Genomic DNA, 19,133 nt, shown 5'->3' on the forward strand with positions numbered 1-19,133 from the left:
AGTCCCAAGTATGTATATCGGTTATTTAAATTATGTGATCTTAATTTGCTGGGTGTCCGGGGTTTTAATTCTTCTTACCGATGTAAAAGCATACAAACATGCTTCTCTCAAAAAAGAACAGAAGGTGTCAAAATATTTAGGATGGGTCAATATTTCAATTGGCTTTGGGATAATGGCTGCAGATTTCATCTACGCGCATTTCATGTGGTGATTTGGTTAATTCAAATATCTGTGTGGTTGAAAAAGAAGCAATTATTAAATCAAGCTATGACCATTGTTGGAGAAGTCGTTACCTTCCGTGATAAAATGAGTTTATATGAACCAGGAGGGAAGGCGGGAAGCTATGCAACAATGGCTTAAAGAAGTAGCAAGAGGAAAAAGAGGGTCCAAAGACTTAGACTATCAACAAACAATAGAAGTGGCTAAATCTATTATTAATGGAAAAGCAACAGATGCCCAAATTGCAGCCTATCTGATTGCACTCCGTCTGAAAACGGAATCTTCGGAGGAATTACTCGCATTTGTGCATGCCTATCAGAATGAGAGTGAAAATATAGAAGGTGCTAATCGGCAGATAATTGATTTAGCTAGTCCGTATAATGGCAGGAACTCATTTATGGGAAGCATTCCCACAGCAATTTTGATGGCCGAATACGGGCTGCCTGTATTTTTACATGGAAGTGATTCACTGCCGCCGAAATATGGAACATCAATTAAGGAGATTCTTTTACAGTTAGGTCTGAATGTTTCCCAACCGCCGCAAGGACTAGCAAAGACCTTGGGTGAAGCAGGAATTGCTTTTGCAGACACCGAGGAATATTGCCATAGTTTAGGGAAGCTCCGCGGGATTCGGAAGGAGATAGGAGTAAGAACCCTATTTAATACAGTAGAGAAGTTATTGAACCTTGCGAAGGCAGAGTCACTGATGATGGGTGCTTTTCATCGGACTGCGATTAACAAAATTGCACCTATATTTAAAGGGCTTTCCTTTAAAAATGTTTATGTGGTTCAAGGAATGGAAGGTTCGGAGGATTTGCCTGTTCACCGCAATAGTTTTATTTATAAAATAACAGACAATAAGATTGAATCCTCCATTGTTAAACCAGAGGATTATGGTCTGTTGGTACAAGAATTAGATAAAGATATTAAACTATCAGCACAAGAACAGTCGGACATAACGCTGGCAATACTTAGCGGGGATTCATCTAAATCATTGCAGCCCTATTACAATCAAGTTTTATTTAATACTGGTATAAGGTATTACCTGTTTGGTGCCGTCAACAATATTGAAGAAGGTATAGATATCGCCAAACAACAAATAACGGGACAACGGGGATTAATTCAATTAGAAAAATGGAAAGGAAGTCAGCGGGAAATGATTAATTCCTAACTATAACGTTCTGGACGGAATATACGTCCAGGGCGTTTTTTTGTGGGATAAAATGGGAGGAAATTTATTTTTCAAAATTTTTATTTTTCTTATTTACATAAATCCTATTGGTATGGTAGGATTAATCACAACAATTACCATTTCTTATCAAGAGAGGCTGAGGGACTGGATCTATTAAGCCTGGCAAGCTGTTTAATTCCAGCAACATGATTTTCATTTTGAGAGATAAGGCGTTACTTAATCATGAGATGCCTTTCCATTTTGGGAGGGCTTTTAGATGAATAAAGGAGGTTTTAATAATGAATACACCCGTTACGTATGAAAATTGGAGTCCAATATCCGATCATTTCTCAATTGAGGATAAAACAAAGGGAGCAAAAGCCGTATTGGAGTGGGCTTACAGTTCTTATCCAGAAGACCAAATTGTTTATGCCTCCAGTTTTGGTGCAGAAGCAATTGTATTAATTGACCTCATTCAGCAGGTTAAGCCGGAAGCACATATTGTTTTTCTAGATACAGGCTTACACTTTCCGGAAACATATGAGGTAATTAATAAAATCGAAAGGCGTTTCCCTTCATTGAAAATTGAGCGGAAACTGCCAAAGCTAACCTTAGATGAACAGCGTGAGCAATATGGATCTGCACTATGGAAAAGAGAGCCTAACCAATGCTGTAATATCCGAAAAGTAATTCCACTAAGAGAAACGCTGACAGCTAAACAAGCGTGGATCTCAGGGCTCCGCCGTGAACAGTCACCGACTAGAGCTAACACAGAATTCTTGAACAAAGATGATAAGTTTCAAAATATTAAAATATGTCCGCTTATTCACTGGTCGTGGGACGATGTTTGGTCCTATATAAAGGAAAAGGAACTCCCTTACAATTCCTTGCATGATCAAGATTATCCAAGTATTGGCTGTTTTCCATGCACTCAGCCTGTTGCGGCAGATGGTGATTCTCGTGCAGGGCGCTGGGCGGGAAGTGGTAAGACGGAGTGTGGATTACACACATCCTAAAAGGGGGCTTGTAGTTTGCTCACAATTATTGCGGTGATAATTGGATTATTTTTTGCCATTAATATTGGTGCTAGTGGTGCAGCGGCTTCGATGGGAATTTCTTACGGAGCAGGAGTCGTCAAAAAGAGGCTGGCACTCTTACTGTGCGGAGTTACCGTTTTCTTTGGTGCTTGGCTTGGCGGCGGGGAAGTGGTCAAAACTATTGGAAGCGGAATTGTTCCAAACAGCACTTTTACCGTACCAATCGCACTTATCGTTTTAGCTTCCGCTGCACTATCGTTATTCTTAGCGAATATATTTGGGATACCCCTTTCAACCAGTGAAGTAGCGGTAGGATCTGTTGTAGGGGCCGGGATTGTATATCAATCCGTATTTGTTAGTAACCTTGCATGGATCATGATTTTTTGGCTGCTTACTCCTTTTGCGGCATTCGTGATTGCTATCTTGGCAGCGAATCTATTAAAAAATAAAACGCTCAAACGGTGGATGGAAGCGCCGAAAGCCATTCCTGTCCTTTCTGTTCTTGTGGTTTGTATGGGGTTATTTGAAGCTTTTTCAGCAGGAATGAACAATGTGGCCAATGCGGTTGGACCGTTAGTTGGTGCTGATATCATGTCGACAAGTTCTGGTATTTTCTGGGGCGGACTCTTTGTTGCCGCTGGTGCAGTTTTTTTGGGACATCGTGTTCTTGAAACAAATGGAAAGAAAATCACCACGCTCCGTCTTGAAGAAGGCTGTGTCATTTCTGGAACAGGTGCAGCGATCGTTACTGTTGCCTCTGTTTTCGGCATACCTGTACCACTGACACAAATCACGACATCTTCGATTATCGGCATTGGATTTGCCAAGCATGGTAAGTCTGTCTTAAAAAAGGGTATAGTGGTTCAGCTTCTCACTGTTTGGATTGTGTCACCTGTTTTATCCATGGTGCTATCCTACACACTTATCCAATTGCTGATTGAACATAACTTCTATCCAATTGTTGCGATGTCAGGGGTTCTAATCTCCGTCTTTGGGGTGTTGTCTTTGATGAAAAGGTCGAATCAGCCAGTTGTAGAAGTAACGGAAAAGTAGTTTGAGAGTTTTGCTAGCAAACTTTTTGTTTTCATCGATAAGTACGATTTCGTCTTATTAATTTGTGCTTATCGCTGATATAAATCTCTAATTAGAGGATCTTCAATCAAAAAAAGCAAATTTAATGAAGAAAGGTATGATTCTGTTGTCATTTTTACCAACACCTCATGGAGGTAAACTAATCCAAGCATATGATCCAAACTATGATGTAACAACTATTGTGAAAGAACTAGAAATCGACGCGATTGCCTTAAGTGACCTAGAGTTAATCGGTGTTGGGTTATTTAGTCCACTAACCGGTTTTCTGGGGAAGGCAGACTATGAAAATGTAGTAGAAAATATGCGTCTTGCAGACAATACGATTTGGTCTATTCCTGTTACGCTTCCTGTTTCCCATGAAACAGCAGCAGCATTTGAAATTGGAGAGAAAATCAAACTTGTATTTAACAATGAGGTTTATGGAGTTATTACTGTTTCAGAATGGTATGAACCGAATTTAGACAAAGAAGCTGTTGAGGTTTATAAAACCCTTGAAACTGCACATCCGGGAGTTAAGCGTTTGTATGAAAGAGGGCCAGTTTATGTGGCTGGTGATGTAGTGTTAGTGAAAAAGCCGGAAAAAGGAATCTTTGGCGATGTTTGGTTTGAGCCGAAGGAAACACGTGCCTTATTTGAAGAAAAAGGCTGGAAAACGGTTGTTGGCTTCCAAACAAGAAACCCTATTCACCGTGCCCATGAGTACATCCAAAAAGCTGCGCTGGAAACAGTGGATGGGCTGTTCGTCAACCCGCTTGTAGGAGAAACAAAGTCTGACGACATTCCAGCGGACGTTCGGTTGAAAAGCTACCGTGTTCTGCTAGAAAACTACTACCCTAGAGAACGTGTACAGCTAGGTGTTTACCCAGCAGCAATGAGATATGCAGGACCAAGAGAAGCGATATTCCATGCGATTGCCCGTAAGAATTTTGGCTGCACGCATTTTATTGTTGGCCGTGACCATGCTGGTGTAGGTAATTATTACGGTACCTACGATGCTCAGTTAATTTTTAGTGAATTCTCTGAAGGGGAGCTTGGAATTAAGCCGTTATTCTTTGAACATAGCTTCTATTGCACGAAGTGTGAAGGTATGGCTTCCGATAAAACTTGCCCGCATAAGAGCGAAGATCGAGTAATTCTATCTGGAACAAAAGTAAGAGAATTGCTTCGTGCAGGTGAACTGCCACCAGCCACTTTCAGCCGTAAAGAGGTGGTCGAAGTCCTGATTGAAGGCATGAAAGAAGAAAAGGCGATGGTTTAAGGAGGAGAAACAATGATGAAAGCAACGAATATCACTTGGCATAATAGTACGGTTACCAAATCTGACCGTCATGCTCAAAATGGACATGGAAGCTGTGTCCTCTGGTTTACTGGACTTTCTGGTTCTGGTAAATCAACAATTGCCAACGCAGTATCAAGTGCCTTGTACCGTCAGGGTATAAATGAATATGTACTTGATGGCGATAATATCCGTCATGGACTAAATAAGGATCTTGGTTTTTCTGACCATGACAGGACTGAGAATATTAGAAGAATAGGCGAAGTAGCCAAATTATTTGTCGATAGCGGTGCAGTTGTCACAACAGCCTTCATCTCTCCTTTCCGTTCCGACCGAGAGCAGGTTCGTGCGATTTTTGAGGCAGATGAGTTCATTGAAGTTTTTGTTGACTGTCCCATTGAAGAGTGTGAAAAGCGTGATCCAAAGCAGCTTTATGCCAAGGCGCGCCGTGGGGAAATAAAAGATTTCACGGGGATTGATTCCCCATATGAAGCACCTGAGCATCCCGAAGTCACCGTTCGCTCTGACCTATTAACAGTAGAAGAAGCAGTAAATCAAATTTTTAATTACCTTCAAGATAAGCATATTCTCTAATTTGAGTTTGTAAGAAAGGATGGTTGATCAATGGTTGGCAAGGTTTATTTAGTAGGTGCGGGTCCGGGAGATCCAGATTTAATCACAGTAAAAGGGTTGCGCTGCCTCAAGCAAGCTGATGTCATCCTCTATGATCGGCTGGTAAATCCTGAACTTTTAGAGAATGCGAAGGAAGGAGCACAACTTGTCTATTGCGGCAAGCTTCCACATTATCATACAATGAAGCAGGAGACCATTAATCATTTCTTAGTGAAATATGCCAAAAGGGGATATCAGGTTGTCAGGTTAAAAGGAGGAGATCCTTTTGTTTTTGGACGTGGCGGGGAAGAGGCAGAGGAATGTAAAAGGCATAATGTCCCGTTTGAAATCGTACCAGGCATTACCGCCGGAATCGCCGCCTCCGCATATGCAGGTATCCCTGTTACCCACCGGTCTTTAAGCAAAAGCTTCGCCTTTATAACTGGTCACCAAGCTGGTGATGTCGAAGCGGAACACCAATGGGCCCATTTGGCAAAGAGTGTAGATACGATTTGCGTATATATGGGAGTATCTCATCTATCGACGATTACCAAGCAATTAATCGTAAACGGAAAATCTCCACAAACTCCGATTGCTCTCATTCATTGGGGAACATTAAGCGACCAGCGGGTGGTTGTTGGAACGCTTGAGAGCATTGAAGATGTGGTGGCAAGAGAACAGATTACCAATCCAAGCATGATTGTCATTGGTGAGGTCGTCACGTTACACAAAAAATTGAATTGGTTCCAGGAAGAAATTGTACCAAATATACCAGTAGCGAACCGGTAACAGTGGAAGGGAGCACATTGTATGAAAGCAATTCTTTATATCGGCCACGGTACACGCTCCAAAAAAGGTGCGGTCGAAATTAGAGCCTTTATTGATAAGGTTAAGGCACAAATTGAAGTACCCATTCAGGAACTCAGTTTCCTTGAATTGACAGAGCCGCTGATTGAAGAAGGCTTTCAATTGTGTGTAGAACAGGGTGCAACAGAAATAGACGTTGTTCCACTGTTTCTTTTGGCAGCGGGGCATTATAAACGGGATATTCCGGAAGCCTTATCACGCTTGTTGGCCAAATATCCTACTATTCCGGTCAAAATAAAGAACCCATTCGGTGTTCAGGAAGTTATTTTGGATGCTGTTGCAGAATTAATAAAGGATTCTGCAGGAACGGTATTTCCTGAGGATCGGTTGTTAATCGTTGGTGTGGGAAGCAGTGATCCAGATATCCATGTAAATTTCAGAAGGATTACAAGTGGAATAGGAGAACGGCTCGGAGCTGAAAAGGTCTCTGTCTGTTATTTTGCTGCAACAGAACCAAGGGTAAGTGAGGGGTTTGAGACGATTACTGAAGGAGCGGCCGGCAGAGTAATTGTCGTTCCATATATGTTGTTTACCGGACTCCTTCTTGGAGAACTAAACAAAATTGTTCGTTCCCGTCAAAAAGATGGTCAAAGGATCCTGTGTACGGCTCCACTAAGTATGCACCGGGTAATTGAGGATATTGTTATTGAGCGCGCACTGGATGAGTAGAACAACCGGTGTAACCAAAAGGCTGGTATATAAAAATATTAGGTAACTATAAAAAATTAATAATTACCCATGAACATGTAAATAGAGGACTTGTCACATATAAGACCAATTTTTAATAGAACAGCCTCTAAAAATACTGTAAGATAGGTTTAAATTCCATAGTGAGGTGGATAATGTTGCAACTTCAGGTAATAAACAGTCCGTTTAATCAGGAGCAGGCGGAACTCCTAAATCGTCTTTTACCTACTTTTACTGAATCGCAAAAAGTTTGGTTAAGTGGGTACCTCGCCGGTGCGGCTTCCCCATTAGCTCCAGTTCTAGGAGCACCGGACCAGCAGGGAACAGCTTCAAAAGAAGTGACCATTCTTTATGGTTCTCAGACAGGCAATGCGCAGGGACTTGCTAAAAAGGCAGCTAAGACGCTTGAAGGGAAAGGGTTCCAGGTAACCGTTTCTGTTATGAGCGATTTTAAGCCAAATAATATTAAGAAAGTTAAAAATCTATTAATTATCGTCAGTACACACGGAGAAGGAGATCCACCGGATAATGCTCTTACCTTCCATGAATTTGTTCATGGTAAACGTGCTCCGAAGCTTGATGAACTTAATTTTTCTGTCCTATCACTTGGCGATAGCTCTTATGAATTTTTCTGTCAAACAGGAAAACAATTTGACGCTCGCTTAGAGGAACTAGGAGGTACACGATTATATCCACGCTTTGATTGTGACCTAGATTACGATGAACCAGCTGCTGAATGGCTGCAAGGAGTGATTAGCAGCCTAGGTGAAACGAAGGGCGGAAATTCTGCACTAACTCAAGTAGCTGCTACTCAAACAGTAGAGTCAACGTATTCAAGAACCAATCCGTTTAGAGCAGAAGTTCTTGAAAATCTCAATCTAAATGGCCGAGGTTCCAATAAAGAGACAAGACATCTTGAGCTATCACTTGAAGGTTCGGGGTTAACATATCAACCTGGTGATAGTCTAGGAATCTATCCAGAAAATGAACCAATCCTAGTTGACCTTCTTCTTGAGGAATTAAAATGGAACGGAGAAGAGAGCGTAACGATTAATAAACAAGGCGAGGTTCGTTCATTAAGAGAAGCATTCGTTACTTATTATGAAATTACGACATTAACAAAACCGCTGCTAGAAAAAGCTGCTAAGCTTACTTCAAATAACGACTTAGAGGAGCTTGTAAATAACAGTGAAAAAGTAAAAGTTTACCTTGAAGGGCACGATTTACTCGATGTGGTTCGTGAATTTGGACCTTGGAATAGTTCTCCTCAAGAATTTGTTTCGATTCTTAGAAAAATGCCAGCCCGATTATATTCGATTGCTAGCAGCTTATCTGCGAATCCAGAGGAAGTCCATTTAACAATCGGTGCGGTTCGTTATCATGCGAATGGCCGTGATCGAAAAGGTGTCTGCTCTATTTTTACCGCAGAACGCTTACAAGCAGGAGATAGTGTTCCGGTATACATTCAGCACAACGAAAACTTTAAGCTTCCAGAGAGTCCTGATACCCCGATTATTATGGTGGGACCAGGAACAGGGGTGGCGCCATTCCGTTCCTTTATGCAAGACCGGGAGGAATTAGGTGCAGAGGGCAAGTCATGGATGTTCTTTGGTGATCAGCATTTTGTCACAGATTTCTTGTATCAAACTGAATGGCAAAAGTGGCTTAAAGATGGGGTACTAACAAAGATGGATGTTGCTTTTTCACGTGACACAGCTGAAAAAGTCTATGTACAACACCGGATGTTAGAGCAAAGCAGGGAATTATTCCAATGGTTACTAGAAGGTGCTCATATATACATCTGCGGTGACGAAAAAAACATGGCACATGACGTTCATCAGACACTTATTCAAATTATCGAAACAGAAGGCGGCAAGAGTCGTGAAGACGCGGAAGCCTATTTAGCAGATATGCAGCAGCAAAAACGATACCAGCGCGATGTATATTGATACAACAAAGTTTAAGAAAAAAGCACTATTGATACAGTAGTGGAAGGAGTTTATTCATAAATGGTGAAGCAAAAATTAAAGGCACCGGACGGCACGCCAAGCGATGTAGAGCGTATTAAAAGTGAGAGTAATTATTTACGCGGAACACTAAAAGAAGTTATGCTTGACCGAATCAGTGCAGGAATTCCAGATGATGATAACCGCCTAATGAAACACCATGGCAGCTACTTACAGGATGACCGTGATCTCCGAAATGAGAGACAAAAGCAAAAGTTAGAGCCTGCTTACCAGTTTATGCTCCGTGTTCGTATGCCAGGTGGTGTGGCTACTCCGGAACAGTGGCTTGTCATGGATGACTTAGCAGAAAAATATGGCAATGGGACGTTAAAATTAACTACACGTGAAACATTCCAAATGCATGGCATTTTGAAATGGAATATGAAAAGCACGATCCAGGAAATTCATGCAGCTCTTCTAGACACAATTGCAGCTTGCGGAGATGTAAACCGTAATGTAATGTGTGCTTCGAATCCATATCAGTCTGAGGTTCACGCGGAAGTATACGAATGGTCGAAAAAATTGAGTAATGACCTTTTACCGCGCACAAGAGCTTACCATGAAATATGGTTGGATGAAGAAAAAGTGGCTGGAACACCGGAAGTAGAAGAAGAACCAATGTACGGACCGCTTTATCTGCCGCGTAAATTTAAGATCGGTATAGCTGTACCGCCATCTAATGATATTGACGTTTTCTCACAAGATCTCGGTTTAATTGCGATTGTCGAAGATGGAAAGCTTACCGGCTTTAACGTTGCAATTGGCGGCGGAATGGGTATGACTCATGGAGACAAAGAGACTTATCCGCAGCTTGCTAAGGTGATCGGCTTTGTTAAACCAGAACAAATCTATGATGTGGCTGAAAAGGTTATTACCATCCAACGCGATTATGGAAACCGCTCCGAGCGTAAAAACGCTCGATTCAAATACACCGTTGACCGCTTAGGGCTCGAAACAGTAAAGGAAGAGCTAGAAGAGCGCCTGGGCTGGAGTCTTGATGAAGCTAAGACTTATCATTTTGACAACAACGGCGATCGTTATGGCTGGGTGAAGGGCATTGATGGAAAATGGCACTTAACACTGTTTGTTGAAGGTGGACGTGTGGCAGATTTTGATGATTATAAGTTGAAGACAGGCTTAAGGGAAATTGCCAAGATACATACAGGTGATATCCGTTTGACTTCTAACCAGAATATAATCATTGCCAATGTATCAGCCCAGAAAAAGAAGAAAATTAGTGAATTAATTGAACAATATGGCTTAACGGATGGCCAGCATATTTCAGCTCTCCGACGAAGCTCGATTGCCTGTGTTGCTCTGCCGACTTGCGGTTTAGCAATGGCTGAAGCAGAACGTTATTTGCCGCGTCTAATCGACAAAATCGAAAATATTGTTGATGAAAACGGTCTTCGAGATAAAGAAATAACCATTCGTATGACAGGATGCCCGAACGGCTGTGCCCGTCATGCGCTAGGAGAAATTGGCTTTATCGGGAAGGCAATAGGCAAATATAATATGTACTTAGGAGCCGCTCATGATGGCAGCCGCTTAAGTAAAATGTACCGTGAAAATATCGGTGAAGAAGAAATTTTACGCGAACTAAAAGTCATTCTATCCCGTTATGCAAAGGAACGTGACGAAAACGAGCACTTTGGTGATTTTGTTATTCGAGCTGGCATTGTCCAAGCTACAACAGATGGCACAAACTTCCATGCTTAAAACAAAAAGGAGACAGAAATTTTGTCTCCTTTTTGTTTTATAAAAATTCAGAAATTTTAAACTTCGTCTAGTTTTGTCACTTTTTAACTTGTTTTATCGAAACAATAAAATAGTAGTAAATAAATGCTATAATTCAATTCATGACAATTAAATGAAAACATCTAGATAATTATTACTGATTTAGAGGTGTGTTTTTGTTATGAATAAAGTAGAGTTAGAAATGGCAATTAATGAAAAAAGGAACGAAATGATTAAAATTGGAATGTCAAAAGGACTATCATGCGAAGAAACGGTTTTATGCAGTCAGGAACTAGATGAACTGCTTAATGATTATAGAAGGTTAACAAGCAACCAAGGAACGTCACAGCCGCCCTTATTACTAGAAGGTTTTGTCGCTTATATTCAGCATTTGATAAAATGGACGGCATTACCTTACAAATTTTTACAACCTTATAAGGGAAATAAATTCTTTTAACCTTATAAGTGTATTCCAATAAAGATAGATTTAGACCCATCCATCTGATATAGATGGGTCTTTTTTTTCTTGCCTATTACGTACGCTGAATCGCCGTGGTTGAAAAGTTTTTAACCATTTTTTGCAAGTTTCTATGTGCTTCTCTTAATTTTATGGTTTCTTCGATGATTTTTTGGAATCCTTCAATGTCTCTATCAGATGCATACAATAGTGTCTTCGGTACACCTTCTGCAATTTGTTGTAGGGTAATATCCTGGCTCATGGCAATGACCACCTTTCAACTTATTAACGAGCTAGACGAATATTTCATCTACTTTAATAATTTTAGAAAAAGGCTAGTTTCTCCTGCTAACAATGTAAAAAACTTATCTACACAAATCTCCAGTTTCTTTAACAAATAGTAATGTTTTTGCAAATAACGACGGGAATTTAATACTATGGATGGTCATATGTAGAAAAATATTAGAAAGTGATGATTCTAAAGGAGGAATCAGCACTTTTTCTATTACTCATTTAACTTCACAAATGGGGAAATATTAGAAGATAAAAGAAAATTTAACAGAATGATAGAATAATTGTTGACTTCCGTTTTCTTTATAATATAATAAAACCAATAGTTTTACTTGGAATTAAAAAGAGGTGAATTTAGTTGTATTTAACCATTGATGGAATTGAGAAAAGCTTTATTAATGATAGAAAAGAAAACGTGAAAGTTCTTGATGGAATAAATTTAAAGGTTAAAAAAGGCAGCTTTGTTTCGATTGTTGGACCATCAGGCTGTGGAAAATCTACATTACTCTACCTAGTAGCGGGACTTGATAAAGCCGATCGCGGAGAAATCACTGTTGATGGTAACGCGGTTACAAAACCAGGGCCTGAAAGAGTAGTAGTTTTTCAAGAAGCAGGTTTATTTCCATGGCTGACTGTTTTAGAAAATGTAATCTACGGACTCAATCTAAAGAAGATGCCAAAAGAAGAGGCAAAGAGAAAAGCGCTTGATGTTCTAAAAATGGTTCACCTCAGCCGATACGTAAATTCCTATCCACATGAGTTGTCAGGGGGAATGAAACAGAGGGTTTCCATTGCAAGAGCCTTAGTAATGGAGCCTGACATCCTGTTAATGGACGAGCCGTTCTCGGCGCTTGATGAGCAGACAAGAATGGTGCTTCATAAAGAGCTGCTTGATATTTGGCGGAAGACAAAAGTTACGATCTTCTTTATCACTCACAATATAAGAGAGGCAGTTCTTTTATCCGAGGAAGTCGTTGTTTTTGCAACCCGGCCAGGTCGAATTAAAGAAATCATTTCGGTACCAACGATGAAGGACGGAGTTACACCGGATAGTGTGACAGTGAATACGGAACAAAGAATTTTATCCATATTACAGGAAGAAATTGAAAAAGTGCTGAAGGAGGAAATGGGTGATGACTACAGCTTTAAGACGGATCATCTTCATCGCGGCGATAGCGGTGATATGGGAAGTCACATCTAGATTTTCCAGCCTTCCAGATTTTATGTTCCCAAGCCTGACGCAAGTACTCGACACACTTTTTAATGGCTTAATAAGTGGTCAAATTACGCTGGCTATAGGTATAAGTATGGGGCGTATCCTCCTCGGATTTACGATTGCAATTGTTGTCGGGTTGATATTAGGGTACTTTATCTGGCGCTATAAACTGGTCGAAGATACACTTGGTTTTGTGGTAACGGCTCTTCAATCGATTCCAAGTATTGTATGGTTCCCACTAGCTATCATTTGGTTTGGTTTAAATGATTTTTCGATTCTTTTTATTGTTACAATCGGTGCAACGTGGACCATGACAGTTAACGCAACAAGCGGATTCAAGAATGTACCTCAGCTTTATCAGCGAGTTGCCAAGGTTTATGGTTCAAGTGGTTTTCATTTCCTTCGGACTGTAATCCTTCCAGCATCCATTCCGCAAATAATTTCAGGGCTGCGGATTGCCTGGGCATTCTCATGGCGTGCTTTAATGGCCGGAGAACTTCTTGGCGGCGGCGGCGGACTTGGCCAGCTGCTTGAAATGGGTCGTTCACTCGGTCAAATGGATTTAGTTATTTCGGTCATGATTATCATTGCGATTATCGGTACAATTGTCGATAATGTCGTTTTTTCAAGGCTTGAACGGAATGTAGAAGTAAAATGGGGTATTCGAAAAAGAGCTTAAAAAAATTATAAAGCCAGGGGAGAAAAAAATGTTTAAAAAATCTATGCTTTATCTATTAGTCACAGTTTTATTTATTGGACTGCTAAGCGGTTGTGCCCAATCCTCGAAAGAAGATGAAGGAAAAGGTAATGGAGGAGAGGCAAAGACCGTTAAGATTGGTTATTTTCCAAATCTAACGCATATCGCAACGATTGTAGCACTTGAACAAGGTTATTTTGAAGAAGCCTTTGGGAAAGATGTAGCGATTGAAACCAAAACCGTAGCGAATGGCGGATTATTTATGGAAGCAATGGCTACAAAAGCGATTGATGTTGGTACAGTTGGACCAGGTCCATTGCTTAACTTTTATGTGAAAAATAAGGAATATCACCTTATTTCTGGTGCTGTGAATGGTGGAGCTGTCCTAGTTGCTGCTGAACACAGCGGCATAGAAAAGCTTGAAGATTTAGATGGTAAAAAAGTAGCCATCCCGGTTATTGGAAGCACGCAGGATGTTATGCTGCGAAAAGCGTTAAAAGAGGCTAACTTAAAAGCGAAGACGAGTGGTGGTACAGTAGATTTATTTGCTGCAGCACCAGCTGATACAGCTTCTTTATTTATCCAAAAGCAAGTAGACGCAGCAGCAACACAGGAACCATGGGGTTATGTAATTGAAAACCAAGCAAACGGAAAATTGCTTCTTGATTGGGATGAATTTGCTTGGGGCAAGGAATCTACCAATACAGTGGTTGCAGCAAGAGCAGACTTCTTGAAAAACAAAGACTTATCACAGAAATATCTTGACGCTCACAAAAAGTCAGTACAATTCATTCAAGACAATCCAGAAGAAGCAAAAGAAATTGTCATCAAGCACTTAAAAGATCTTACAGGGAAAGAATTAAATAAAGATGAAGTAGACGCAGCGTTCTCACGTCTTGCTGTAACAACAGAGGTAAATGAAAAGGTGATTCAGGAAATGGCAGACATCAGCAAAGAGGCTGGCTATATTCCAAGCAACGATATAAAAGGCATGATAGACTTATCATTACTTAAGTAATTTGAAAGGTTTTGGACTCAATTACGAGTTCAAAACCTTTTTTTAAGGTAGAATAAGGGATGAAATACATAGAGGGAGGATTGGTAAGTTTGAAATCAACGATTACATGGCAAGGGGATATGGCTTTTTCTGGTACAACACCATCCGGGCATGAATTAAGAATGGATGCAGCGCCAGAGATTGGCGGACAAAATAGCGGAGCAAGACCAACAGAGCTGCTCCTGTATTCCCTAGCCGGTTGTACAGGAATCGATATTGTAATGATCTTGAAAAAAATGCGTTTAGAGTTAACAGGATTTAAGATGGAAATAGAGGGAACTCGAGCAGACACAGAACCAAAGAAATTTACTGATTTTCATGTCCACTATTCAGTTGAAGGGGACCTGCCGGTAGAAAAAGTAGTCCGTGCTATCCAATTATCCAAAGACAAATACTGTTCTGTATCCCATTCATTAAGTGCTAATATCGCAGCAAGTTATTCGATTAATGGGATTAAGGGAGATCAAACTTTATAAGAAAAAAGGATTCAGCTTTTTGCTGGATCCTTTATCTTTGTGTAATGATCATAAAACACTTTAAAAAGTCGTTCATCTCCGCCGCGGTCGGGATGAAGTGCTTTTAATAATTTTTTGTATTCTTTCTTAATGATTTCTGGATCCTCATTTGAATCAAGACCTACTAGAGAGGCCAAAGTAAGGGGAGGCGAGTCCGATAAAGTATACTCCGCTTTAAGCATTTTTTTTAGTGATCGATTCTTTGCTTGTTCAATTCGAATAGACGTTTTTAATTGTTCAATTTCCTCTTTGAATGTTTGATTCTCCTTAAAGGTTTTTTCCCATTGATGAAAATCTACACCGAATTTCTTTGTTTTGTCCTCAATTTTCTTTTCCAAAATAAACGAAGCTAAATCGACTGGATGAATTGAGTATTCAAGGTTTAGGTGCTTGGTCCTTCTTGCCTTAAGTTTACCATCGAGAATCCAGCGGATAACAACCTGTTCACTATCTGTAATTCCCGTAGCTCTAAGCTGTTCAGTTACCTCTTTAATATTTAACATATGATCATCTCATTCTTTCATTCGTCTACTAAACTACTCATTCAATGTAACATATGAAAAACCTTCAAACATTTACAAGACTATTTAATTTTCATTACAAATAAAAAACCTTGGCGTGTCAGCCAAGGGAGAGGAAATTAACGATTATCAACTTTTTCTGGATACAGGTCATGGTTCATTAAACGGAAATGAGCCATTTCTTCGTATTTGGTACCCGGTTTGCCATAGTTACACCAAGGATCAATGGAGATACCGCCACGTGGAGTGAATTTCCCCCAAACCTCAATATAGCGTGGGTCCAGCAATTTAATTAAGTCGTTCATGATGATATTGACACAATCTTCGTGGAAATCACCGTGATTGCGGAAGCTAAATAAATATAGTTTTAGAGATTTACTTTCGACAATTTTTTGATTGGGAATATATGAAATGTACATTGTTGCAAAATCCGGCTGATGGGTAAGCGGACATAAACTAGTAAACTCCGGACAATTAAATTTCACGAAATAATCACGATCCGGGTGAAGATTATCGACTGCTTCCAAAACCTCAGGTGCATATTCAAACGAGTATTTAGTATTTTGATTTCCTAATAGTGTTAAATCTTTTAAGCCTTCTTCGTGGCTGCGTCCTGACATAAAGAAACCTCCAAGTCAAAATTTATGGTCTAGGAAGCTCAAGCAATCAATCTATAACTACTAATTGGATAAAGAACAAAAAAACCATGTCCGGTATGGACATGGCATAGAGTCATGTATCCATAGTTTTTTATAGAGGGTATCGGCTATGAACCTCTCCCGTTCAAGTACGGGTATTATCTTCTACATATATTAAAGGAGACTGGCAGAAACGTCAAATGAAAAATTAAATACCCAATATTCGTTTCTATTATGGTATTATACTAACAGTATAAATCAATAGAGGTTCTAGCACCCCTCGTTAAAAAAACTAAGATGAAGCGGTACTTCTATCTTGGGGTACGGCTTTTTCTATTTTGGAAGGAGTTTCCTTAAACATGTTAAAAGATGAAAAAGCCATTGTCGTATTTAGCGGCGGGCAGGACAGCACTACTTGTTTATTTTGGGCATTACAACAATTTAAAGAGGTGGAAGCTGTCACTTTCGACTACAATCAACGGCATAGTTTAGAGATTGAATGTGCCAAAAATATAGCTTATGAACTCGGTGTAAGACACCATATCTTAGATATGTCTTTATTGAATCAGCTAGCACCCAATGCTTTAACACGTTCAAATATTGAAGTTAAAGACGGTGAAAATGGTGAACTTCCTTCAACGTTTGTTCCGGGAAGAAACCTTTTATTCTTAACCTTTGCCGGCGTATTAGCACGTCAGGTTGGTGCAAAGCATTTAGTGACAGGTGTGTGCGAAACAGATTTCAGCGGCTATCCAGATTGCCGTGATATTTTTATCAAATCGCTTAATGTTACCTTAAACCTATCCATGGATGATAACTTTGTGATTCACACTCCTCTGATGTGGTTAAATAAAGCAGAAACATGGGCCTTAGCCGATGAATTAGAAGCGTTTGAATTTGTACGCGAAAAAACATTAACCTGCTATAATGGCGTAATTTCCGACGGCTGCGGGGAATGCCCGGCATGTGTATTAAGAAAACGCGGACTCGATGACTTTCTAAATAGGAGGTTTTAAGACATGTATGGCTTTAGAATCGTCGATAAACTACAAAAAATTGATGAAGATATTCAGCTTAATGAGCTCAAATATCATAATAAGCGCGTATTAGTCAGTAAAGAATTTACCTTTGACGCGGCCCACCATCTACATTGCTATGAAGGCAAATGCAAGAACCTACATGGCCACACCTATAAAGTAATCTTCGGAATCAGTGGTTTTGTGGATGAAAGAGGCTTAATGATGGATTTCGGAGATATTAAGGAAATTTGGAAAAATGAAATTGAAATTCACCTCGATCATCGTTATCTAAATGAAACGTTACCGCTGATGAATACCACGGCTGAAAATATCGTCGTCTGGATTTATGAAAAAATGAAAGAAGCCTTAACGAAAGAGGACCGACAGGATCAATTCTTTGGTGCTAGAGTAGAATTTGTCCGCTTGTTTGAGACACCTTCCAGCTATGCAGAGGCGAGAAGGGAGTGGATGGAAGAATGAGTACGATTATTCCAGTTTTAGAAATCTTTGGCCCCACGATTCAAGGCGAGGGGATGGTTATTGGCCAAGTCACGATGTTTGTCCGAACTGCTGGCTGTGATTATTCCTGCAGCTGGTGTGATTCAGCCTTCACATGGGATGGCAGTGGCAAAGACGATATCAGACAAATGACTGCCGAAGAAATCTGGGCAGAGTTAAAGCGCATTGGCGGAGATAATTTCTCCTTTGTGACTATATCAGGTGGGAACCCAGCACTATTAAAAAACTTAGATTCATTCATTGATTTATTAAAAGAAAAGCAGATAAAAATAGGAATTGAAACACAGGGAAGCAGATGGCAGGATTGGTTTCTGAGTATCGACGAACTCACCATTTCTCCTAAGCCTCCAAGTTCTACGATGAAGACGAATTTTGAAATATTAGATTCAATTTTTGAAAATTTGGATGAAAACCAGTTTGAAAAGAATGTTAGTATGAAAGTTGTTATCTTTGATGAAGCTGATCTGGAATACGCTAAAATGGTTCATAAAAGATATGAAGGTATTCCATTCTATCTGCAGGTTGGCAACGATGATATCACGAATGGCAATAATCAAGAATTAATTCAAAAGCTTCTATTAAAATATGAGTGGTTGGTCAATTGTGTCGTATCTGACCCACACTTTAACAATGTCAAAGTATTACCTCAATTACATGCTCTGCTTTGGGGTAATAAACGCGGTGTATAATAGCATAAGCCAAACAACATTAATGAAGAGAGAAAAAAACTCGCTTCTCGCGAGTTTTCTTCTTCTTAAACCCATCTTATTTAGGTTTTGCAGACAGTGAAGAAATGGCAGATTCATTGAAACCTTTAACAAGGAGCCATACTGCTAAAATCATTTCATTCGCTGCTACCGGTATCGCAAAAATAGCACCCCAAAAAGAAATTTGAGGGAATACACCGAACATGACCAACAACGCGCAGATAAAAACAAGAGTTGCTCCCGTAATACCCAAGATTGATATAAACCTGGGTACGAGTTTGGATTTATAGAATATATAACTGTACATCAGTGTATTGATTCCTAGCATGAAAAGGGGACCAAGCATAAATGTCCAATCATGTACTGCTTTTAATACAGTCCCAGAAGCTTGAAAAGCGGAGGTATCGTATGTGCCTGCCGCTACAAATTCACGGCTTAAGGTCAATAGTGAAAGTACGCTGATTACACCAACCGTAATGATAACACCTTCAAGAAATCTGAAACAAACATGCCAAAGAGCGATTGTTTCATTATACTTTCTTAAAATTGGAAACATGGTAGTAGCAGTACCAACCACTGAAACGACAAGAATTAACTCCATAACCGCTCCTAGTATCACCTGATTGGCGTGTTCAGCACCCTTAAGTAAATAGTCGGGATCTTTAAGGATTGGATTGTATAAATTAAGACCTATTACCGCTGTAAATGCTGCAAGTAAAAACAGTATTCCGACCATTTTTGCTGCTTTTTTGTTTGAATTCATATGGTTATCCCCTTTTTAAAATAAATTCA

23 protein-coding genes and 1 riboswitch are annotated in these 19,133 nt (G+C 39.9%); of the genes, 19 read left to right on the forward strand and 4 right to left on the reverse strand.

Annotated elements, in window-relative coordinates:
- Positions 1 to 10 precede the first annotated feature (10 nt).
- From AC2TFD_RS11915 to AC2TFD_RS11970, 12 genes are all read left to right on the forward strand, one after another.
- On the forward strand, positions 11 to 211 hold the full coding sequence (locus AC2TFD_RS11915) for a CLC_0170 family protein (RefSeq protein WP_484675702.1): 201 nt from the start codon (positions 11 to 13) through the stop codon (positions 209 to 211).
- Positions 142 to 360, forward strand: a complete 219-nt coding sequence (locus AC2TFD_RS11920; protein WP_484676396.1) for a hypothetical protein — start codon at positions 142 to 144, stop codon at positions 358 to 360. Before AC2TFD_RS11915 ends, AC2TFD_RS11920 begins: the two co-directional genes overlap by 70 nt.
- Positions 344 to 1,390: an anthranilate phosphoribosyltransferase gene (locus AC2TFD_RS11925; protein ID WP_484675703.1), complete on the forward strand. Its 1,047-nt coding sequence runs from the start codon at positions 344 to 346 to the stop codon at positions 1,388 to 1,390. Before AC2TFD_RS11920 ends, AC2TFD_RS11925 begins: the two co-directional genes overlap by 17 nt.
- Before the next feature lie 299 nt (positions 1,391 to 1,689).
- The gene (locus AC2TFD_RS11930; protein ID WP_484675704.1) at positions 1,690 to 2,406 is read left to right on the forward strand and encodes a phosphoadenylyl-sulfate reductase; all 717 of its coding nucleotides are present in this window, start codon (positions 1,690 to 1,692) and stop codon (positions 2,404 to 2,406) included.
- A 15-nt stretch (positions 2,407 to 2,421) separates the two neighbouring features.
- Positions 2,422 to 3,480, forward strand: coding sequence for a sulfate permease (cysP, locus tag AC2TFD_RS11935; RefSeq protein WP_484675705.1), 1,059 nt, complete (start codon positions 2,422 to 2,424; stop codon positions 3,478 to 3,480).
- A 124-nt stretch (positions 3,481 to 3,604) separates the two neighbouring features.
- A complete protein-coding gene (gene sat, locus AC2TFD_RS11940) occupies positions 3,605 to 4,777 on the forward strand; it encodes a sulfate adenylyltransferase (RefSeq protein ID WP_484675706.1) in 1,173 nt (390 codons plus the stop codon).
- 12 nt (positions 4,778 to 4,789) lie between these two features.
- Positions 4,790 to 5,389, forward strand: coding sequence for an adenylyl-sulfate kinase (gene cysC, locus AC2TFD_RS11945; protein WP_484675707.1), 600 nt, complete (start codon positions 4,790 to 4,792; stop codon positions 5,387 to 5,389).
- Between the two features lie 30 nt (positions 5,390 to 5,419).
- Positions 5,420 to 6,196 (forward strand): uroporphyrinogen-III C-methyltransferase, encoded by a 777-nt coding sequence (gene cobA / locus AC2TFD_RS11950; protein ID WP_335567721.1) that lies wholly within the window; start codon positions 5,420 to 5,422, stop codon positions 6,194 to 6,196.
- A gap of 21 nt (positions 6,197 to 6,217) precedes the next feature.
- A complete protein-coding gene (locus AC2TFD_RS11955) occupies positions 6,218 to 6,943 on the forward strand; it encodes a sirohydrochlorin chelatase (RefSeq protein WP_484675708.1) in 726 nt (241 codons plus the stop codon).
- Between the two features lie 176 nt (positions 6,944 to 7,119).
- Positions 7,120 to 8,910 (forward strand): assimilatory sulfite reductase (NADPH) flavoprotein subunit, encoded by a 1,791-nt coding sequence (locus AC2TFD_RS11960; RefSeq protein ID WP_484676299.1) that lies wholly within the window; start codon positions 7,120 to 7,122, stop codon positions 8,908 to 8,910.
- 60 nt (positions 8,911 to 8,970) lie between these two features.
- Positions 8,971 to 10,686: an assimilatory sulfite reductase (NADPH) hemoprotein subunit gene (gene cysI / locus AC2TFD_RS11965; RefSeq protein WP_484675709.1), complete on the forward strand. Its 1,716-nt coding sequence runs from the start codon at positions 8,971 to 8,973 to the stop codon at positions 10,684 to 10,686.
- Between the two features lie 199 nt (positions 10,687 to 10,885).
- Positions 10,886 to 11,161 (forward strand): Spo0E family sporulation regulatory protein-aspartic acid phosphatase, encoded by a 276-nt coding sequence (locus AC2TFD_RS11970; RefSeq protein WP_335511212.1) that lies wholly within the window; start codon positions 10,886 to 10,888, stop codon positions 11,159 to 11,161.
- 76 nt (positions 11,162 to 11,237) lie between these two features.
- On the opposite strand, the gene AC2TFD_RS11975 is transcribed toward AC2TFD_RS11970, so the two are convergent.
- Positions 11,238 to 11,423, reverse strand: coding sequence for a hypothetical protein (locus AC2TFD_RS11975; RefSeq protein WP_335511214.1), 186 nt, complete (start codon positions 11,421 to 11,423; stop codon positions 11,238 to 11,240).
- 387 nt (positions 11,424 to 11,810) lie between these two features.
- Between AC2TFD_RS11975 and AC2TFD_RS11980 the strand changes: the two genes are divergently transcribed.
- From AC2TFD_RS11980 to AC2TFD_RS11995, 4 genes are all read left to right on the forward strand, one after another.
- On the forward strand, positions 11,811 to 12,653 hold the full coding sequence (locus AC2TFD_RS11980) for an ABC transporter ATP-binding protein (protein WP_484675710.1): 843 nt from the start codon (positions 11,811 to 11,813) through the stop codon (positions 12,651 to 12,653).
- Positions 12,586 to 13,347, forward strand: a complete 762-nt coding sequence (locus tag AC2TFD_RS11985) for an ABC transporter permease (RefSeq protein ID WP_335511218.1) — start codon at positions 12,586 to 12,588, stop codon at positions 13,345 to 13,347. Before AC2TFD_RS11980 ends, AC2TFD_RS11985 begins: the two co-directional genes overlap by 68 nt.
- A 28-nt stretch (positions 13,348 to 13,375) precedes the next feature.
- On the forward strand, positions 13,376 to 14,383 hold the full coding sequence (locus AC2TFD_RS11990) for an aliphatic sulfonate ABC transporter substrate-binding protein (protein ID WP_484675711.1): 1,008 nt from the start codon (positions 13,376 to 13,378) through the stop codon (positions 14,381 to 14,383).
- A gap of 89 nt (positions 14,384 to 14,472) precedes the next feature.
- Entirely contained in the window at positions 14,473 to 14,898 is a 426-nt protein-coding gene (locus AC2TFD_RS11995) for an OsmC family protein (RefSeq protein WP_335511222.1), read from the forward strand.
- 11 nt (positions 14,899 to 14,909) lie between these two features.
- On the opposite strand, the gene AC2TFD_RS12000 is transcribed toward AC2TFD_RS11995, so the two are convergent.
- Positions 14,910 to 15,440: a J domain-containing protein gene (locus AC2TFD_RS12000; RefSeq protein WP_335511224.1), complete on the reverse strand. Its 531-nt coding sequence runs from the start codon at positions 15,438 to 15,440 to the stop codon at positions 14,910 to 14,912.
- A 137-nt stretch (positions 15,441 to 15,577) separates the two neighbouring features.
- Positions 15,578 to 16,078, reverse strand: coding sequence for a preQ(1) synthase (gene queF / locus AC2TFD_RS12005; protein ID WP_310194520.1), 501 nt, complete (start codon positions 16,076 to 16,078; stop codon positions 15,578 to 15,580).
- Positions 16,079 to 16,194: 116 nt separating this feature from the next.
- Positions 16,195 to 16,241: riboswitch (PreQ1 riboswitch) on the reverse strand.
- 214 nt (positions 16,242 to 16,455) lie between these two features.
- On the opposite strand from queF, the gene queC reads away from it, so the two are divergent.
- The 3 genes from queC to queE are packed head-to-tail and all read left to right on the forward strand — an operon-like array spanning position 16,456 to position 18,323.
- A complete protein-coding gene (queC, locus tag AC2TFD_RS12010; protein ID WP_484675712.1) occupies positions 16,456 to 17,112 on the forward strand; it encodes a 7-cyano-7-deazaguanine synthase QueC in 657 nt (218 codons plus the stop codon).
- Between the two features lie 3 nt (positions 17,113 to 17,115).
- Positions 17,116 to 17,595 (forward strand): 6-carboxytetrahydropterin synthase QueD, encoded by a 480-nt coding sequence (gene queD / locus AC2TFD_RS12015; RefSeq protein WP_484675713.1) that lies wholly within the window; start codon positions 17,116 to 17,118, stop codon positions 17,593 to 17,595.
- Positions 17,592 to 18,323 (forward strand): 7-carboxy-7-deazaguanine synthase QueE, encoded by a 732-nt coding sequence (gene queE, locus AC2TFD_RS12020; protein ID WP_335518667.1) that lies wholly within the window; start codon positions 17,592 to 17,594, stop codon positions 18,321 to 18,323. Before queD ends, queE begins: the two co-directional genes overlap by 4 nt.
- 76 nt (positions 18,324 to 18,399) lie before the next feature.
- Here the strand turns inward: queE and AC2TFD_RS12025 are convergent, their stop codons facing one another.
- Positions 18,400 to 19,104, reverse strand: coding sequence for a DUF4386 domain-containing protein (locus AC2TFD_RS12025; RefSeq protein WP_484675714.1), 705 nt, complete (start codon positions 19,102 to 19,104; stop codon positions 18,400 to 18,402).
- Positions 19,105 to 19,133: the final 29 nt, after the last annotated feature.

Source organism: Neobacillus sp. plas4 (assembly GCF_057221695.1).

Bases quoted from the DNA above. Each gene is read 5' to 3' on its own strand.
- AC2TFD_RS11915 (WP_484675702.1), top strand. From the start codon at position 11: ATGTATATCGGTTATTTAAATTATGTGATCTTAATTTGCTGGGTGTCC.
- AC2TFD_RS11920 (WP_484676396.1), top strand. From the start codon at position 142: ATGGGTCAATATTTCAATTGGCTTTGGGATAATGGCTGCAGATTTCAT.
- AC2TFD_RS11925 (WP_484675703.1), top strand. From the start codon at position 344: ATGCAACAATGGCTTAAAGAAGTAGCAAGAGGAAAAAGAGGGTCCAAA.
- AC2TFD_RS11930 (WP_484675704.1), top strand. From the start codon at position 1,690: ATGAATACACCCGTTACGTATGAAAATTGGAGTCCAATATCCGATCAT.
- sat (WP_484675706.1), top strand. From the start codon at position 3,605: ATGAAGAAAGGTATGATTCTGTTGTCATTTTTACCAACACCTCATGGA.
- cysC (WP_484675707.1), top strand. From the start codon at position 4,790: ATGATGAAAGCAACGAATATCACTTGGCATAATAGTACGGTTACCAAA.
- cobA (WP_335567721.1), top strand. From the start codon at position 5,420: ATGGTTGGCAAGGTTTATTTAGTAGGTGCGGGTCCGGGAGATCCAGAT.
- AC2TFD_RS11955 (WP_484675708.1), top strand. From the start codon at position 6,218: ATGAAAGCAATTCTTTATATCGGCCACGGTACACGCTCCAAAAAAGGT.
- cysI (WP_484675709.1), top strand. From the start codon at position 8,971: ATGGTGAAGCAAAAATTAAAGGCACCGGACGGCACGCCAAGCGATGTA.
- AC2TFD_RS11970 (WP_335511212.1), top strand. From the start codon at position 10,886: ATGAATAAAGTAGAGTTAGAAATGGCAATTAATGAAAAAAGGAACGAA.
- AC2TFD_RS11975 (WP_335511214.1), bottom strand. From the start codon at position 11,423: ATGAGCCAGGATATTACCCTACAACAAATTGCAGAAGGTGTACCGAAG.
- AC2TFD_RS11985 (WP_335511218.1), top strand. From the start codon at position 12,586: ATGACTACAGCTTTAAGACGGATCATCTTCATCGCGGCGATAGCGGTG.
- AC2TFD_RS11990 (WP_484675711.1), top strand. From the start codon at position 13,376: ATGTTTAAAAAATCTATGCTTTATCTATTAGTCACAGTTTTATTTATT.
- AC2TFD_RS12000 (WP_335511224.1), bottom strand. From the start codon at position 15,440: ATGTTAAATATTAAAGAGGTAACTGAACAGCTTAGAGCTACGGGAATT.
- queF (WP_310194520.1), bottom strand. From the start codon at position 16,078: ATGTCAGGACGCAGCCACGAAGAAGGCTTAAAAGATTTAACACTATTA.
- queC (WP_484675712.1), top strand. From the start codon at position 16,456: ATGTTAAAAGATGAAAAAGCCATTGTCGTATTTAGCGGCGGGCAGGAC.
- queD (WP_484675713.1), top strand. From the start codon at position 17,116: ATGTATGGCTTTAGAATCGTCGATAAACTACAAAAAATTGATGAAGAT.
- queE (WP_335518667.1), top strand. From the start codon at position 17,592: ATGAGTACGATTATTCCAGTTTTAGAAATCTTTGGCCCCACGATTCAA.
- AC2TFD_RS12025 (WP_484675714.1), bottom strand. From the start codon at position 19,104: ATGAATTCAAACAAAAAAGCAGCAAAAATGGTCGGAATACTGTTTTTA.